Genomic DNA, 14,747 nt, shown 5'->3' on the forward strand with positions numbered 1-14,747 from the left:
CACACACGCTCCCAGCGATTCAACCGCGCCCGCACCGTTTTCCTGCATCGTCTGCACCACGGGAATCCATTACCAGAAGTATCGGAAAGGGCGCAGAAAATGTCGGTGGATGATCGAAATTGACACGTTACGCTTCATTCCAACGCAACGAACGCCGGGATGTGATCGGCGCTGTCGACCCGGATCGTACTCGAAGGACGCACATGGCAGACGTCCTCAACGTTTCGGTTTTTTCGAACTTGCCAGCTGGAATGAATCGATGATTCCGAACCTAACGCTCGCACCGGGCGACCTGTCAAAAGCGGTTTCCGCAGAGCCGGACAGCTTGTCGCCGGCCCGATCCGTCGCCGCTTCGCAGACCGAGATCCTCACGGTCAAGAATCTCTCGAAGATTTTCGGCGCCAAACCCGAGCGTGCGCAGGACCTCCTGAACCAGGGGCTCGGCCGCAACGAAATCTTCGCGCAGACCGGCAACATGGTCGCGGTCGACGACGTCAGCCTCGCTGTCAACGCAGGCGAAATCTTCGTCATCATGGGACTGTCCGGCTCGGGCAAATCCACCCTTGTCCGCTTGCTCAATCGCCTGATCGAGCCGACCTCGGGGCAGGTGATTCTCGAGGGCCGCGACATTGCGCCGATGAATGTGAACGAATTGCGCGCGGTGCGTCGCGAGAAAATGGCGATGGTGTTCCAGTCTTTTGCGCTGCTGCCGAACCGCTCGGTCATCGACAACATCGCGTACGGACTCGAAGTCGCCGGCAAGAAAAAATCGGAACGATACGACATTGCCCGCGCCGCGCTGACGCGCGTCGGTCTCGCTTCCTACGAAAAACTGCTGCCGAGCGAACTGTCGGGCGGCATGCAGCAGCGCGTCGGACTGGCGCGGGCGCTCGCGGTGAATCCCGCGGTGTTGCTGATGGACGAAGCGTTTTCCGCGCTCGACCCGCTGATCCGCTTCGAGATGCAGAACGAACTGCTGCGCTTGCAGAAGGAAGAACAGCGCACGATCGTCTTCATCTCGCATGACATCGAGGAAGCCGTGAAGATCGGCGGACGCATCGGCATCATGAAAGATGGCCGCCTGATACAGGTCGGCACGCCGGCGGAACTGATTCAGTCGCCCGCCGACGATTACGTGCGCGACTTCTTCCGCAACGTCGACGTGTCGCGCTTCCTGGCCGCATCGAGCCTGCTCACGAAGGTCGAGCGCGGCCTGATTGCCTGCGACGGCGGCGCGCCTTCCGAACGCTATCTGAACAGCCTGATCGACAGCGGCGCCGACTGCGGCTATGTCTGCGATGAAGCCGGACGCTATCAAGGATGTGTGACGCCTGCATCGCTGCACAAGAGCGGCGCGCGTCCGATTCGCGAAGCCTTGCTGCGCGACGTCGCCGCCGTGCCGCTCGACGCCGACCTGCACCGGCTCGCGGCCATCGCACTCAGTCAGGAACACGACGTGCCCGTCACCGACGCACAGGGCCGGCTGGCCGGTGTCGTCTCGTGCCGCACGATTCTCAAGCAGGTCATGGAGCGGAGGGCAGCATGAACGGTTCGAGCAGTTCGATTTTCGGCAAGTTCGCCGAGGACGCGGTCAATTTCTTGTTCTCGCATTTTCGCGGCGGTTTCGATGCATTTTCTGCCGCGCTCGGCGCGGTCATCAAGGTGCTCGAAGATGGCCTGGGTGCGGTGCCCTTCATCGCGATGCTGGTGATCCTGATGGCGCTCGCGCTGTGGCGCAAGGGTGTGGTGTTCTCGGCGTTCGTCGGCGTCGCGCTCTATGCGATCAGCTACATGGGACTCTGGGCGCAGACGGTTTCCACGCTTGCGCTGGTGATCGCGGCGACGTTCTTCAGTCTCGTGATCGGCGTGCCGCTCGGCATCTGGGGCGCGCGCAGCAATCGCGCTGAAGTTGTGCTGCGCTCGCTGCTCGACTTCATGCAGACGATGCCTGCATTCGTCTATCTGATTCCCGCCGTGATCCTGTTCGGCCTCGGACGCGTGCCCGCCGTGATCGCGACCATCGTGTTCGCCATGCCGCCCGTCGTGCGCCTGACCACGCTCGGCATCCGCCAGGTGCGTGAAGAACTGCTCGAAGCGGGCCGCGCGTTTGGCAGCACCGACACACAACTGCTGTGGAAGATCCAGTTGCCCAACGCATTGCCGTCGATCATGGCGGGTGTGAACCAGACCATCATGATGGCGCTGTCGATGGTGGTGGTCGCATCGATGATCGGTGCGGGCGGCCTCGGCGAATACGTGTTGAGCGGCATTCAGCGGCTCGACATCGGCATCGGTTTCGAAGGCGGTCTCGGCGTCGTGCTGCTCGCGATCATCCTCGACCGTCTGACGGAAAGCTTCGGCGTCAAGGCAAAGAAAGCGAAGAAGAAAGTTATCTCCACGCCGGTCACGCCGTCCAAGGCGGCGCGAACCTGAGCGAAGAAAGGCGTCGGCAACGACCGACGCAGAACCCACCAGACCACACACTGACACACCCCATCCGGAGTCGAAATGAAGAACCTGTCCATCAAGGCAATGCTCGCGAAGGTGCTGATGCCCGCTGTCGTCGCCTTCGGCGTGGCGTCCGCTCCGGCCCTGTCCGCCGAGCCGCTCAAGATCGCCGTCACCAACTGGGCCGACGTGCTCGCCGTCGCCAATGTCGCGAAGTACGTGCTCGAGACGCAACTGAAGCAGCCGGTGCAGTTCGTGCAGGCGGACATCGGCATCCAGTATCAGGGCGTGGCGCGCGGCGACCTGGACATCATGGTGGGCGGCTGGCTGCCGGTCACGCACGGTCAGTATGTGGCGCGCTACAAGAACGATCTCGATGACGTTGGCATCATCTATACAGGCGGCAAGAACGGCTGGGCCGTGCCGGCGTATGTGCCCGAGTCGCAGTTGTCGTCCATCGAGGACCTGAAGAAGCCCGACGTGCAGAAGCAGCTCAACGGCGTGGTCCAGGGCATCGAGCCGGGCGGTGGACTGATGCAGGCATCGGAGAAGACCATCAAGGCCTACGACCTCTCCGGCTATCACCTGCAATCCGCAAGCGAGGCCGGCATGCTCGCCTCCATTCAGCGCGCCTATCAGTCGAAGCAATGGATCGTCGCGACGGTGTGGAGCCCGCACTGGCTGTTCCAGAAATGGCAGATGCGCTATCTGAAGGATCCGAAGGGCACGCTCGGCGGTGAGGAACAGGTGCATGCATTCGCGTCCAAGCAGTTTGCAGGCAAGTTCCCGCGCGCCGATGTCTTCTTCAAGCATCTGAAGCTCGATCTCGCGGATGTGGAAGCAATCGAGTTCGAGGGCAACAGCACCAACGACTATGCGACGGCCGCGAAGAAGTTCGTCGATGCGCACCCCGACAAGCTGAAGGCATGGCTGGCGCAATAAACCCCTGCCATTCGCTGCACGATCCACGCGGAGTCTTCTTGTGAACGCACATGCGCGCTTCTTTGGCGAGAGCTTGCAGAGTCACGATCCCGTCATTGCTGCGGAGATCGCGCTCGAACTGCGTCGCCAGCAGAGCCAGATCGAACTGATCGCATCGGAGAACATCGTGTCGTCCGCCGTGCTCGAAGCGCAAGGCACGGTGTTGACGAACAAGATTGCGGAAGGCTATCCAGGCGAGCGCCATGACGGCGGCTGCGAGCATGTGGACCGGATCGAGGCGTTGGCCATTGATCGCGCGAAGGCGCTGTTCGACGCAGGCTTCGCCAACGTGCAGCCGCATTCCGGCGCGCAGGCGAACAGTGCGGTGATGCTTGCGCTGCTTGCACCGGGCGACACCGTGATGAGCATGTCGCACGATGCAGGCGCGCGTCCGACGCTTGCAGGGAAGTGGTTCAACGTCGTGCAGTACGGCGTGAGCCCGGAGACATTGCGCATCGATTACGACGCGGTCCGGCGTCTTGCAGAGACACATCGGCCGAGGCTGATCATTGCAGGCGCCTCCGCCTATCCGCGCGCGCTGGACTTCGCCGCGTTCCGCGACATAGCGGATCGCGTCGGCGCGATGCTGATGGTGGACATGACGCATGTCGCGGGCATCGTCGCGGCCGGCCGGCATGAGAACCCGGTGCCGTTCGCCGACGTGGTCACGTCGACGACCCACAAGACACTGCGCGGCCCGCGCGGCGGCTTCATCCTGACCAACCATGCCGACCTCGCGAAGAGGATCGACGCAGCGGTGTTTCCGGGCGTACAGGGCGGTCCGTTGATGCATGTGATCGCGGGCAAGGCCGTGGCCTTCGGCGAGGCACTGCGGCCTGAATTCGGCGCTTATATCGAGCGGATGCTGCGCAATGCACAGGCGCTCGGAAAGGTGCTGCAAGCAGGCGGCCTGAGTCTTGTCACGGGCGGCACCGACAACCATCTGCTGCTCGTGGACCTGCGCAGCAAAGGCCTCACCGGCATGCAGGCCGAGAAGGCGCTGGAGTGCGCCGGCATCACCTGCGACGAGAACGGCATCCCGTTCGATATCGCGAACCCGACCGCGACCTCCGGCATTCGCCTGGGGACACCGGCCGGCACCACGCGAGGCTTCGGGCCCGCGGAGTTCGAAGAGGTTGGAGACATGATCCTGCAAGTCATCGCGGCGCTCGCGCGCGATCCCGGCGGCGACGAGCAGGTGGAGCGTTCAGTGCGCGCGCGGGTGCGCGAACTGTGCGCGCGGTTCCCTATTTACACGCGTGCGGAAGCACTGGTCTGACGCATCGCAAACGACGACACACGATCCTACTTCAGAGAGACGATCATGAGCTTCGAAGGCGTACATACTCCGCTGGTTACCCCGTTCAAGGCTGACGGCGAAATCGATCACGACATGCTCGGCAAGCATGCCGCAAGTCTTGTCGGTCGCGTGACGGGACTTGGCGTGGGCGGCACCACGGGCGAATACTATGCGCTGAGTTTCGACGAGCGCGTGAAGACACTCGATACCGTGGCGCAAGCGGTGGGCGGCAAGACCTGGCTCACAGCGGGCATCAATGCAACCACCACGAGCGAGGTGCTGCGTCTTGGTCGCGAGGCGAAGCGCGCGGGCTATGACGCGCTGCTGGTGGCCGCGCCTTACTACGTGCAGCCGACGCAGGACGAATTGCTGACGCATCTGCTGAAGATCGACGATGCGCTCGATCTGCCGGTCATGCTCTATAACTTCCCTGCGCGCACCGGTACCGCAATTGGCGATGAAGTACTCACGAAGCTGCTGGAGCGTCCCAACTTCGCTGCGATGAAGGAAAGCACCGGCGATATCGCGCATCTCCATCATCTCGCGACGCAGCTTCCCGAGCGCTTTGTCCTGAGTTGCGGCATGGACGACCAGGCGCTGGAATTCTTCGCATGGGGCGTGCGAAGCTGGGTCGCGGGCGCATCCAACTTCTTGCCCGAAGCGCATACGGAATTGCTCGAAACCTGCGTGAAACACGGCGATTTCAACAAAGGGCGCAAACTCATGACGCAGCTCTTACCCGTGCTCGAACTGCTCGAACGCAGCGGCAAATTCATCCAATACGTGCGCTATGGCTGCGAGCTTGCGGGCACGCGTGTGGGTCATGCACGCGCGCCGCTCGGCACGCTCAACGACGAAGAGCGCAACGCTTTTGCGAAGCTCGTTCAACCTCTGCTGCGCAACGCTCAGTGAACCTGCATGGCCTCGAAACTGGATTTCGCGCATCTGCCTGCTCCGGATGGCGTCAACGGCTGGTGGGAAAGCCTGTCGACCGCCGCGCCCGCGAGGACCGTGACGGGTGAGCTCACCTTCGACTACGTCGTGGTGGGCGGCGGTATTACCGGGCTGTGTGCGGCGCGGCGCCTGGCCGAACTCGCGCCAGATGCGTCGGTTGCGTTGGTCGAGGCCGACCGCATCGGCCGCTCCACGGCGGGCCGCAACTCGGGCTTCTTCGTGGATCTGCCGCACGACATCAGCAGCGAGAGCTATTCGCGCAGTGTCGAGGCTGACAAGGCCGATGTCCGTCTGCAACGGCATGGCATCGACTATGTGCGTTCGATCGTGAAGCAGCACGGCATCGATTGCGACTGGCGGGACGACGGCAAGTATCACGCGTCGGTCAACAAGAAGGGGCATGCGGCGCTCACGCATTTCGCGGAGGGTCTTGCACGCATCGGCGAAGCGTGCGAATGGCTCGATCGAAGCGCCATCGAGAAGGTGACAGGCACGCCGTTCTATGAAAGCGCGCTCTTCACGCCGGGATGCAGCACGGTTCAACCGGCCGCGCTGATGCGTGGTCTCGCGGCGACGCAACCGGCGAACGTGACCGTGTTCGAATTGAGCGCGGTGAAGGGCATGGACTCGCGCGGCGCAACCAAGCTGCTCAAGTTCGCGGGCGGCAGCATCACGACACCGCGCGTCGTGCTCTGCACCAACGCCTATGCAGCCACCTTCGGCGGCCATCCAAATGGCCTCTTGCCGGTCTATACGTTCGCGTCGATGTCACGGCCGATGAACGCCGACGAAATCGCGCAGCTTGGCGGCATGCAGTCGTGGGCCCTGATTCCGGCCGACCCGATGGGCACGACCGTGCGCCGGCTCGCGAATCACCGCATCTGCATTCGCAATCACTTCGCGTTCCGGCCGAACCTGTCCGTCTCGGACAGCGATCTCGCGAAGTCGCGCCAACTGCATCAACGTTCGTTCGAACGCCGCTTTCCGATGTTGAAGGACGTCGAGCTGCAATACACCTGGGGCGGGGCGCTGTGCCTGTCGGCGAACAACGGCGCGCTGTTCGGGCAGCGCGAGCAGGGCGTGTTCGAAGCGATCGGCTGCAATGGTCTGGGACTGAGCCGCGGCTCGGCGTCGGGCAAGCTGATTGCCGAACATGCGCTCGGCGAATCCCATGCGTTGATCGATCAACTGCTGCGACAACCGCATCCGCGTTCGTTGCCGATGCGGCCCATCGCCGATGTCGCGGTAAGCGCCGCGATCTGGATGAAGGAATTCTCGGCGGGCGCCGAGCTTTGAATTGAGAGGATAGACACATGACGACGCATCAGGAATGGCAAGGAAAGGCACAAGGTCTCGCGCTCGATGGCCGGGCGCTGATTGCCGGGGTCCGCTGCAACGCAGCGTCGAACGAAACCTTCGACACGCTCAATCCATCGACCGGCAAGGCGCTCGCCGCGATTGCGAAGTGCGATGCGAAGGATGTGGATCGCGCGGTCACGGCGGCGCGCGAGGCCTTCGAGTCGGGCATATGGTCGAAGGCCGCGCCGTCGCATCGCAAGGCCGTGTTGCAGCGTCTGGCGCAACTCATCGACGATAACGCCGAAGAACTCGCGCTGCTTGAAGCGCTCGAAGCCGGCAAGCCGATCAGCGAATGCATGGGACTCGACATCCCCGAATCGGCCGCGTGCATCCGCTGGCATGCGGAAGCCACGGACAAGCGTTATGACGCGCTGTCGCCGTCGGGTGCAAGCGTCGTGAGCATGATCACGCGCGAGCCGATCGGTGTCGTCGGCGCGGTGTTGCCGTGGAATTTTCCCGCGCTGATGCTGGCCTGGAAGATCGGACCCGCGCTCTCGGTGGGCAACAGCGTGATCGTCAAGCCGGCCGAGCAGACGTCCCTGTCTACCTTGCGCATCGCCGACCTCGCGCTCGAGGCGGGCCTGCCGTCCGGCGTGCTGAGCGTGGTCACGGGGCCGGGCGAGGGCGCCGGGCAAGCCATCGGCTGTCATGCCGACATCGACCTTGTTGCCTTCACCGGTTCGACCGAAACGGGCAAGCGCTTCCTGCGCTATTCCGCCGACACCAACCTGAAGCGCGTCGTGCTCGAATGCGGCGGCAAGAATCCGCAGGTGGTCTTGCCGGACGTCGCCAATCTCGATGCAGTCGCGGAACAGGCCGTCGCCGCCGCGTTCTGGAACATGGGCGAGAACTGCAGCGCCGGGTCGCGCATCATCGTGCATGCAAGCCACAAGGAGGCTCTGCTGCACAAGATGCAGGCCGTGCTGGACGGCTGGAAGACCGGTGACCCGCTCGATCCCGACGTGAAGCTCGGCTCGCTCATCGAGGAAGCGCACTACCGCAAGGTGCTGGGGCACATCGAGAAGGCGCGGGCCGAGGGCGCGCGCATTGTGTGCGGCGGGCAGGCGACGCTGTCTGAGTCCGGCGGCTGGTTCGTCGAGCCGACCATCATCGACCAGGTCACGCCCGAGATGAGTATCGCGCGCGACGAGGTCTTTGGCCCGGTGGTGTGCTTTATCGAATATGCTGACGTCGACGAGGCCGTGCGCATCGCCAACGATACGTGTTATGGCCTCGCGGCATCGCTGTGGACCGACAATGTCAATCACGCTCACAAGGTGGCAGCGCGCATTCGTGCGGGCACCGTGACCGTGAACTGCTTCGGAGAAGGCGACCTGACGACGCCGTTCGGCGGCTTCGGACAGTCGGGCTTCGGGGGGCGCGACAAGTCGATCTACGCACACGATCAATACTGCGAGCTGAAGACCACGTGGCTTAAGCTCGACTGACTACAGACGAGGAAGTATGCGGATTGGATTCATCGGCACCGGCGCGATCACGCGGGCGGTCGTGACCGGGATGATCAGGTTCGAGGTTCCTTTCGAGCGTATCGCGTTGTCGCCGCGGAACGCGGACACGGCGGCAGAGCTTGCGCAACTGGACACGCGCGTCGAGGTATGCATCAGCAATCAGGCCGTGCTCGATTCCTCGGACGTGATCTGTCTCGCGGTGAGGCCGCAGATCGCCGCCGATGTGCTCCCTACGTTGAAGTTCGAGCCGCGCCATCATGTCATCAGCTTCATTGCCGGCAAGGCTCTTGTGCAAGTGCGCGAATGGGTGGGCGATGTGGCCGCGGTGATTCGGGCCATCCCGCTGCCGGCCGTGTCGGAAGGCAAGGGCAGCACCGCGCTGTGTCCGCCGAATGCGGTCTCGCGCACGCTGTTTGCGCCGCTCGGCGCGGCCGTGGAAGTCGAGGACGAGCATCAGTTCGATGCGCTGTCCGCCGCCACCGCGACCATGGCAAGCTACTTTGCGTTGCTGGAGGAGCAAGCCTCGTGGCTCGTCGCGCAAGGCCTGCCTTATGCGTCGGCGCGCTCGTTCCTGTCGGGGTTCCAGGTGGGCCTCGCGCATGAAACCACCAAGGACGCCCGGCCGTACTCGGAATTGATCGGCGAAATGTGTACGCCGGGCGGACTCAATGAACAGGTGACCAAGGAGCTTGCGCAGCGCGGCACGTACCAGCATTACATCGAAGCGCTCGAACGGATCTTGAAACGCGTGCAGGGACGTTGACGGGCGGGCAGCGGGTCGCCATCACCATCAAGACAGGCAATAAAATTAATAAAATGACTCATCAGCAGCGTCCGGTGCCGGGCGCTTGCAGATGCCCGCAGGCCCATCGAAGGTGATCCCGATGCAGAAGAAACAACAGTTCGCCGACCGGCTGCTCGCACAGATGCCCTCGCTGCGCGCGCTCCGGTGCTTCGTCACCGCCGCGCGCTACGAAAGCTTTACGCAAGCTGCGGAGGTGCTGTGCGTGACGCAGGCGGCCGTCAGCCGGCAGATCAAGGAACTCGAGGACACGCTCGAAGTGGCGCTGTTCGAGCGCGCCGGCCGTCATATCGCGCTGACCGATGCCGGGCGCATCCTGTACAACGCCTCGTATCTATCGATCATGAATATCGCGGAGGCGGCGCAGGCGGTACGGCGCGTGGATCGTCACGCGCTCACGCTGTGCATCTCGCATACATTTTCGGCGCTGTGGCTGTCGGGCCGGTTGCCTGACTTTCGCCGCCGCTTTCCGGAAATCCGCTTGCACGTGATGGTGACCGAACAGTTCATGGAACTCGACGATCTCATGGAGCCGGACGTCATCATCACGAAGAATCCGCCGCGCGAAGCGGAATACGAAGTCGAACCGCTTTTTCACGACATCGTTTATCCGGTATGCAGCGTTCCGTTTCATGAACGCCATTTCCATGGCCGCACGCTCAAGCCGCTCGATCTGCTCCAGCATCCCACCCTGAGTCTTTCGCTGCTGGGGCGGGCGCAAGTGTGCGAGCACGTGGACTGGCGCGTATGGAAGAACTGGTTTCAGCAGGGCGACGGCTCCGAGCGCCTGGATCAGAACGACAACTTCGAGAGCAATGACTACCGTCTGCTGGTGGCGCAGGCCGAGGCGGGCGAGGGCACGCTGCTCGGCTGGCATCATCTCGTGCACCGCCAGGTGGAACAGAAAAAACTGGTACGGCCCGTCGATGATGCGCTCGTGTTTCACGACCGACATCATTATTTGATCACGCATCGCAATGCGCGAGCGCGGCCGGAGTACATGCAGTTCCGTCAATGGCTCGACGATGAAATCGGCGCGATGATGCAGGGCTGGCCGTCCGAGCAGGCGAAGATCGCGCAGTGATCTGATTCAGCCGTGCGCGTGCCGGGCAAGAAACCGGTCGAGCTGCGCGGCGAACTGCTTGCCGTCGCGCGGGCTATAGGGCGGCGGTCCGCCTGTCGCGACGCCGCTGCTGCGCAACTGGTCCATCATCGAGCGGATCGAAAGACGCTCCTCGATATTTTCTTCACTGAACCATTCGCCACGCGGGTCCAGCGCGTGAGCTGCCTTGGCGAGCACGGCTGCGGCGAGCGGAATGTCGGCCGTGATGATGAGGTCGCCTGCTTGCGCCATCTCGACGATGCGCGCGTCCGCCACATCGAAACCCGCAGGCACCTGGATCGCCCGGATGAACGGCGAGGGCGGTGTGCGCAGGAACTGGTTGGCCACCAGCGTGACGGCGACCTTCACGCGCGGCCCCGCGCGGAACAGGATGTCCTTGACCACGCTCGGGCAGGCGTCTGCATCGACGAGGATTTGCATGCGTCAATGGTCCGTCAGGTAGTCGGGATGGCTCGCGCGGATTTCATCGAGCTGGCTGAGCGTGCCCGACAGATGCGCGCGCAGGGCGGCATCGGCGGCATCGGCATTGCCTTGCTCGATGGCGTCGACGATGGCGGTGTGGTCGCGCACCACGGCCAGCGTCTTGCCTTCCACAGGCAGATGCAAGCGCCGCAAGCGGTCGATGTGTCCGCTCAGCCGGCGCACCAGATCCCAGAGTTGCGGCACGCCCGCGGCTTCATACATCTGCCGGTGAAACGCATGATCCAGCAGCGCGAACTGCTCGACGTCCTGCGGCTCCAGATAATCCATTTGTTCCGCGATTGTCGCGCGCAGCCGCGCGACCAGTGACGCCTTGTGCGCTTGCGCGAGCGTCCGCACGATTTCGAGTTCAATCGAACGGCGCAGGAAATGCGCCTGCAACGCTGACGCGACGCTGATCTGGCTCACGACAGTGGCGTGCTGCGGAAAGATGTCGACTAGACCCTCCTCACCCAGCTTGATGAGCGCGTCGCGCACCGGGGTCTGGCTCAGGCCGTAGCGCGTCGCGAGTTCGCTGCGCGACAGTACCGTGCCCGGCGCCAGTTCGAGCGACAGGATCAGTTCCCGCAGGCGTTCGAAAACCTGCGGCGCTGCATGGCGCGAACGGTCCAGGCGATGAGCCGCGCGGGGGGCATCGATATTACTCATATGAATGAACAAGCAGTCTGAAACATTAGTACTATAGCCTGCCGTTGCGGCCATGCCAGCAGCGCGAGACCCTTGGGGCGCTTGGTGATTTCCCTACTGACACACTAATGTATTAGTGCTTTACCATGGGTTCACTCTCGCTTCCGTCCATTCGCAGGAAATATCGCCATGACCCGACAGATCGCCATTACTCACGTGCGCATCACCCCGATCGCCTTTCGCGACGGCCCGCTCCTCAATGCCGCGGGCATCCACGAGCCATGGGCACTGCGCGCGATCGTCGAGCTGGAGACGAACGATGGACGGGTCGGCATCTCTGAAACGTATGGCGACGAGCCCATGCTGCGGGTGCTGCAACAGGCGAAAGATCTCGTCATCGGCCTCTCGCCGTTCGAACTGAATCAGATGGAAGAGCGCGTGCGCGCGACCATCAGGGCCACGCCAGGCGCCGTGGAGTTCGAACTCGCGCCGGGCTCCCATGCCGCGAAGAATGCACCGAAGGTCATCAGCACGCTGGAAGTGGCGATGCTCGACCTGCAAGGGCAGATCGTCGGCGCGCCGGTGGTGGATCTTCTTGGCGGCAAGGTGCGCGACGCCGTGCCGTACAGCGCGTACTTGTTCTTCAAGTACGCGGAGCACATCGACAAGCCGTATGCGCCGGATGCGTGGGGCGAGGGCATCAGCCCGGAGCAGATCGTTGCACAGGCCCGCCGCATGATCGACCTGTACGGCTTCCAGAGCATCAAGCTGAAAGGCGGCGTGTTCGAGCCGGCGCATGAGATCGCCTGCATGCAGGCGCTTGCCGAGGCGTTTCCCGGCATGCCGCTGCGTCTCGACCCGAACGCGAACTGGACCCTCGAAACGAGTATCAAGGCTGCGCCTCAGCTCGACGAGATCCTCGAGTATTACGAAGACCCGTGCCCTGGTCTCGAAGGCATGGCCGAACTGCAAAAGCATACGAAGCTGCCGCTCGCGACCAACATGGTCATTACGACCATGGACGATTTCCGGAAAGGCTGCGAGATGGGTTCGATCAAGGTGCTGCTGTCGGATCATCACTACTGGGGTGGACTGCGTGCCACGCAGACGCTTGCGCGTATGTGCAGGCTGTGGGGTTTCGGCATGTCGATGCATTCGAACTCGCACCTCGGCATCAGCCTGATGGCGATGACCCACGTGGCAGCGAGCGTGCCGAACCTGACTTATGCGTGCGATACGCATTACCCGTGGCAGGAAGAAGAAGTGATCAAGGGCGGCCGCGTGAAGTTCGACAACGGAGCGGTGCGCGTGCCCGTCACGCCGGGGCTCGGCGTCGAGCTGGATCGGGAAAAACTGGCCGAACTGCATCAGCAATATTTGTCATGCGGCGTGCGCAATCGCGACGACCTTTCCCAGATGCGCAAATATCAGCCGGAATTCACCGGTAAAAATCCGCGCTTCTGATTCCAAAAAAAGGCGTTCGCAGCGCTACTCCAGGAGACATCTTCATGAGCACTTCCAGCGCGCTGTCGAGCGCCGTCCGCAAGATCAAGTGGCACGTGTTGCCGCTGTTCGTCGTGATGTTCATCGTCAATTACATCGACCGGGTGAACATCGGTTTCGTGCGTCAGCATCTGAGCGCGGACCTGGGCATCGGCGCTGCGGCCTATGGGCTCGGCGCGGGTTTGTTCTTCGTCAGCTATGCGGTGTTCGAAGTGCCCTCGAACATGCTGCTGCAACGCTTCGGCGCGAAGGCATGGCTCACGCGCATCATGGTCACGTGGGGACTGGCTGCGGTCGGCATGGCCTTCGTGAAGGGCGAGACGTCTTTCTATGCCATGCGCCTGCTGCTGGGCGCGGCCGAAGCGGGCTTCTTTCCGGGCGTCGTCTTCTACTTCACGCAATGGCTGCCGCGCGATCAACGCGGCCGCGCCATGGCGGTCTTCCTGAGCGGCTCGGCTCTTGCATCAGTCTTCTCCGGGCCGATCTCCGGCGGCCTGATGCTGATCGAAGGCGCAGGCATGCATGGCTGGCAGTGGATGTTCATCATCGAAGGCATGGCTTCCGTCGTGCTCGCGGGCTTCGTCTGGTTCTGGCTGGACTCGAGACCGCGTGACGCGAAGTGGCTCACGCGCGAGGAACAGGATGCGCTCATCGCGGAAGTGGAAGCGGAACAGCGTCAGCGCGATGCCGCGCATACCGTGCAGCCCTCGTCGTGGAGCCTGTTGCGCGATCCGCAGATCCTGATCTTCTGCCTGATCTACTTCTCCGTGTCGCTGACCATCTACGGCGCAACCTTCTGGCTGCCGAGCATCATCCGCAAGATGGGGCATCTGAACGACTTCCAGGTCGGGCTCTTCAATTCGATTCCCTGGCTGATCTCGATTGTCGCGATGTATCTCTTCGCCGCGCTGGCCGGACGCTTCAAGTTCCAGCAAGCATGGGTGGCATGCGTGCTGTTGATCGCAGCGGCGGGCATGTATGCCGCTGGTCTGGGCAGCCCGGCGTTCTCGTTCGTCGCCATCTGTTTCGCGGCGATCGGGTTCAAGGCGGCATCGTCGTTGTTCTGGCCCATTCCGCAAGGCTATCTCGATGCGCGCATCGCGGCGCCGGTACTCGCGCTGATCAACTCGATCGGCAATCTCGGCGGCTTCGTGGCGCCTGCTGCCTTTGGCTTCCTCGAGCAGAAGACCGGCTCGATTCAAGGTGGTCTGACAGGACTGGCGATCATGTCGGTCGTGGCCGCGGTGATCGTCTTCCTGGCGCGCATGGCGCCGCGCGAAGGCCGTGCCGCGCTTGGACTGCAATCTCGCCCCATGAAATAAGTCCTGAGGGCAGTGCGCATTAGCTAAGACCAAAGCCTTGGTTTGAAGGGCGCGGCACGCGTATTAGCATGAATCGCATCGGGCGCCTTTGCCCTCTGGACAGTCTTATGCGATACAAGGGATACGATGTCGCGCCCTCGGCGCATGCATTGCCGAGCGGCCTCTTCGCCGCCAACCTCACCATCGAAAGCGGCGGCTCGCCGCACGCCGCTTCGTTCACCTTCGACGCGCTCGACTACTTCTTCGAAGCTGATCATGCCGTGGCCTATGCTGCACGCTGGGCGCGGCTGTGGATCGATCAAAGAAGGCGCGGATAAGCAGAACAAACCCCTTCGCTCGTTTCCTCATAAGCTTTTCGCGCCGCTGTGCTTTTGCATAT

The 14,747-nt window shown here is 62.8% G+C and carries 14 protein-coding genes; 12 read left to right on the plus strand and 2 right to left on the minus strand.

Annotation, left to right across the window (positions count from 1 at the left end; genetic code table 11):
- The first annotated feature begins 259 nt into the window (after positions 1 to 259).
- The 9 genes from QCE88_RS25565 (at position 260) to QCE88_RS25605 (ending at position 10,397) form a co-directional block, all read left to right on the plus strand.
- Entirely contained in the window at positions 260 to 1,546 is a 1,287-nt protein-coding gene (locus tag QCE88_RS25565; RefSeq protein WP_309907570.1) for a glycine betaine/L-proline ABC transporter ATP-binding protein, read from the plus strand.
- A complete protein-coding gene (locus QCE88_RS25570) occupies positions 1,543 to 2,433 on the plus strand; it encodes a proline/glycine betaine ABC transporter permease (RefSeq protein ID WP_309907572.1) in 891 nt (296 codons plus the stop codon). Before QCE88_RS25565 ends, QCE88_RS25570 begins: the two co-directional genes overlap by 4 nt.
- 75 nt (positions 2,434 to 2,508) lie before the next feature.
- Positions 2,509 to 3,390 carry a glycine betaine ABC transporter substrate-binding protein gene (locus QCE88_RS25575; RefSeq protein ID WP_309907574.1) on the plus strand — a complete coding sequence of 294 codons (882 nt, stop codon included), beginning with the start codon at positions 2,509 to 2,511 and terminating at the stop codon, positions 3,388 to 3,390.
- A 40-nt stretch (positions 3,391 to 3,430) separates the two neighbouring features.
- On the plus strand, positions 3,431 to 4,708 hold the full coding sequence (gene glyA / locus QCE88_RS25580; protein ID WP_409018219.1) for a serine hydroxymethyltransferase: 1,278 nt from the start codon (positions 3,431 to 3,433) through the stop codon (positions 4,706 to 4,708).
- Between the two features lie 45 nt (positions 4,709 to 4,753).
- Positions 4,754 to 5,641 carry a dihydrodipicolinate synthase family protein gene (locus QCE88_RS25585; protein WP_309907576.1) on the plus strand — a complete coding sequence of 296 codons (888 nt, stop codon included), beginning with the start codon at positions 4,754 to 4,756 and terminating at the stop codon, positions 5,639 to 5,641.
- A 6-nt stretch (positions 5,642 to 5,647) separates the two neighbouring features.
- Positions 5,648 to 6,979 (plus strand): FAD-binding oxidoreductase, encoded by a 1,332-nt coding sequence (locus QCE88_RS25590; RefSeq protein WP_309907578.1) that lies wholly within the window; start codon positions 5,648 to 5,650, stop codon positions 6,977 to 6,979.
- A 17-nt stretch (positions 6,980 to 6,996) separates the two neighbouring features.
- Positions 6,997 to 8,490 carry an aldehyde dehydrogenase gene (locus QCE88_RS25595; RefSeq protein WP_309907580.1) on the plus strand — a complete coding sequence of 498 codons (1,494 nt, stop codon included), beginning with the start codon at positions 6,997 to 6,999 and terminating at the stop codon, positions 8,488 to 8,490.
- 16 nt (positions 8,491 to 8,506) lie between these two features.
- Positions 8,507 to 9,274: a pyrroline-5-carboxylate reductase gene (locus QCE88_RS25600; RefSeq protein ID WP_309907582.1), complete on the plus strand. Its 768-nt coding sequence runs from the start codon at positions 8,507 to 8,509 to the stop codon at positions 9,272 to 9,274.
- A 121-nt stretch (positions 9,275 to 9,395) separates the two neighbouring features.
- Positions 9,396 to 10,397, plus strand: coding sequence for a LysR substrate-binding domain-containing protein (locus QCE88_RS25605; protein ID WP_309907584.1), 1,002 nt, complete (start codon positions 9,396 to 9,398; stop codon positions 10,395 to 10,397).
- A 6-nt stretch (positions 10,398 to 10,403) separates the two neighbouring features.
- On the opposite strand, the gene QCE88_RS25610 is transcribed toward QCE88_RS25605, so the two are convergent.
- Positions 10,404 to 10,856 carry a YaiI/YqxD family protein gene (locus tag QCE88_RS25610; protein ID WP_309907586.1) on the minus strand — a complete coding sequence of 151 codons (453 nt, stop codon included), beginning with the start codon at positions 10,854 to 10,856 and terminating at the stop codon, positions 10,404 to 10,406.
- Between the two features lie 3 nt (positions 10,857 to 10,859).
- The gene (locus QCE88_RS25615; protein ID WP_309907588.1) at positions 10,860 to 11,564 is read right to left on the minus strand and encodes a GntR family transcriptional regulator; all 705 of its coding nucleotides are present in this window, start codon (positions 11,562 to 11,564) and stop codon (positions 10,860 to 10,862) included.
- Positions 11,565 to 11,732: 168 nt separating this feature from the next.
- On the opposite strand from QCE88_RS25615, the gene QCE88_RS25620 reads away from it, so the two are divergent.
- From QCE88_RS25620 to QCE88_RS25630, 3 genes are all read left to right on the plus strand, one after another.
- Positions 11,733 to 13,007, plus strand: coding sequence for a glucarate dehydratase family protein (locus QCE88_RS25620; RefSeq protein ID WP_309907591.1), 1,275 nt, complete (start codon positions 11,733 to 11,735; stop codon positions 13,005 to 13,007).
- 44 nt (positions 13,008 to 13,051) lie between these two features.
- The gene (locus tag QCE88_RS25625; protein WP_309907593.1) at positions 13,052 to 14,368 is read left to right on the plus strand and encodes an MFS transporter; all 1,317 of its coding nucleotides are present in this window, start codon (positions 13,052 to 13,054) and stop codon (positions 14,366 to 14,368) included.
- A gap of 107 nt (positions 14,369 to 14,475) precedes the next feature.
- Positions 14,476 to 14,685: a hypothetical protein gene (locus QCE88_RS25630; protein WP_409018220.1), complete on the plus strand. Its 210-nt coding sequence runs from the start codon at positions 14,476 to 14,478 to the stop codon at positions 14,683 to 14,685.
- Positions 14,686 to 14,747 lie beyond the last annotated feature (62 nt).

Source organism: Caballeronia sp. LZ035 (genome assembly GCF_031451175.1).
In the GTDB taxonomy this organism is placed as follows: domain Bacteria; phylum Pseudomonadota; class Gammaproteobacteria; order Burkholderiales; family Burkholderiaceae; genus Caballeronia.

Coding starts and splice junctions, on each gene's coding strand:
- QCE88_RS25585 (WP_309907576.1), top strand. CDS start 4,754: ATGAGCTTCGAAGGCGTACATACTCCGCTGGTTACCCCGTTCAAGGCT.
- QCE88_RS25600 (WP_309907582.1), top strand. CDS start 8,507: ATGCGGATTGGATTCATCGGCACCGGCGCGATCACGCGGGCGGTCGTG.
- QCE88_RS25565 (WP_309907570.1), top strand. CDS start 260: ATGATTCCGAACCTAACGCTCGCACCGGGCGACCTGTCAAAAGCGGTT.
- QCE88_RS25595 (WP_309907580.1), top strand. CDS start 6,997: ATGACGACGCATCAGGAATGGCAAGGAAAGGCACAAGGTCTCGCGCTC.
- QCE88_RS25610 (WP_309907586.1), bottom strand. CDS start 10,856: ATGCAAATCCTCGTCGATGCAGACGCCTGCCCGAGCGTGGTCAAGGAC.
- QCE88_RS25620 (WP_309907591.1), top strand. CDS start 11,733: ATGACCCGACAGATCGCCATTACTCACGTGCGCATCACCCCGATCGCC.
- QCE88_RS25605 (WP_309907584.1), top strand. CDS start 9,396: ATGCAGAAGAAACAACAGTTCGCCGACCGGCTGCTCGCACAGATGCCC.
- QCE88_RS25625 (WP_309907593.1), top strand. CDS start 13,052: ATGAGCACTTCCAGCGCGCTGTCGAGCGCCGTCCGCAAGATCAAGTGG.
- QCE88_RS25590 (WP_309907578.1), top strand. CDS start 5,648: ATGGCCTCGAAACTGGATTTCGCGCATCTGCCTGCTCCGGATGGCGTC.
- QCE88_RS25575 (WP_309907574.1), top strand. CDS start 2,509: ATGAAGAACCTGTCCATCAAGGCAATGCTCGCGAAGGTGCTGATGCCC.
- QCE88_RS25615 (WP_309907588.1), bottom strand. CDS start 11,564: ATGAGTAATATCGATGCCCCCCGCGCGGCTCATCGCCTGGACCGTTCG.
- QCE88_RS25570 (WP_309907572.1), top strand. CDS start 1,543: ATGAACGGTTCGAGCAGTTCGATTTTCGGCAAGTTCGCCGAGGACGCG.
- QCE88_RS25630 (WP_409018220.1), top strand. CDS start 14,476: ATGCGATACAAGGGATACGATGTCGCGCCCTCGGCGCATGCATTGCCG.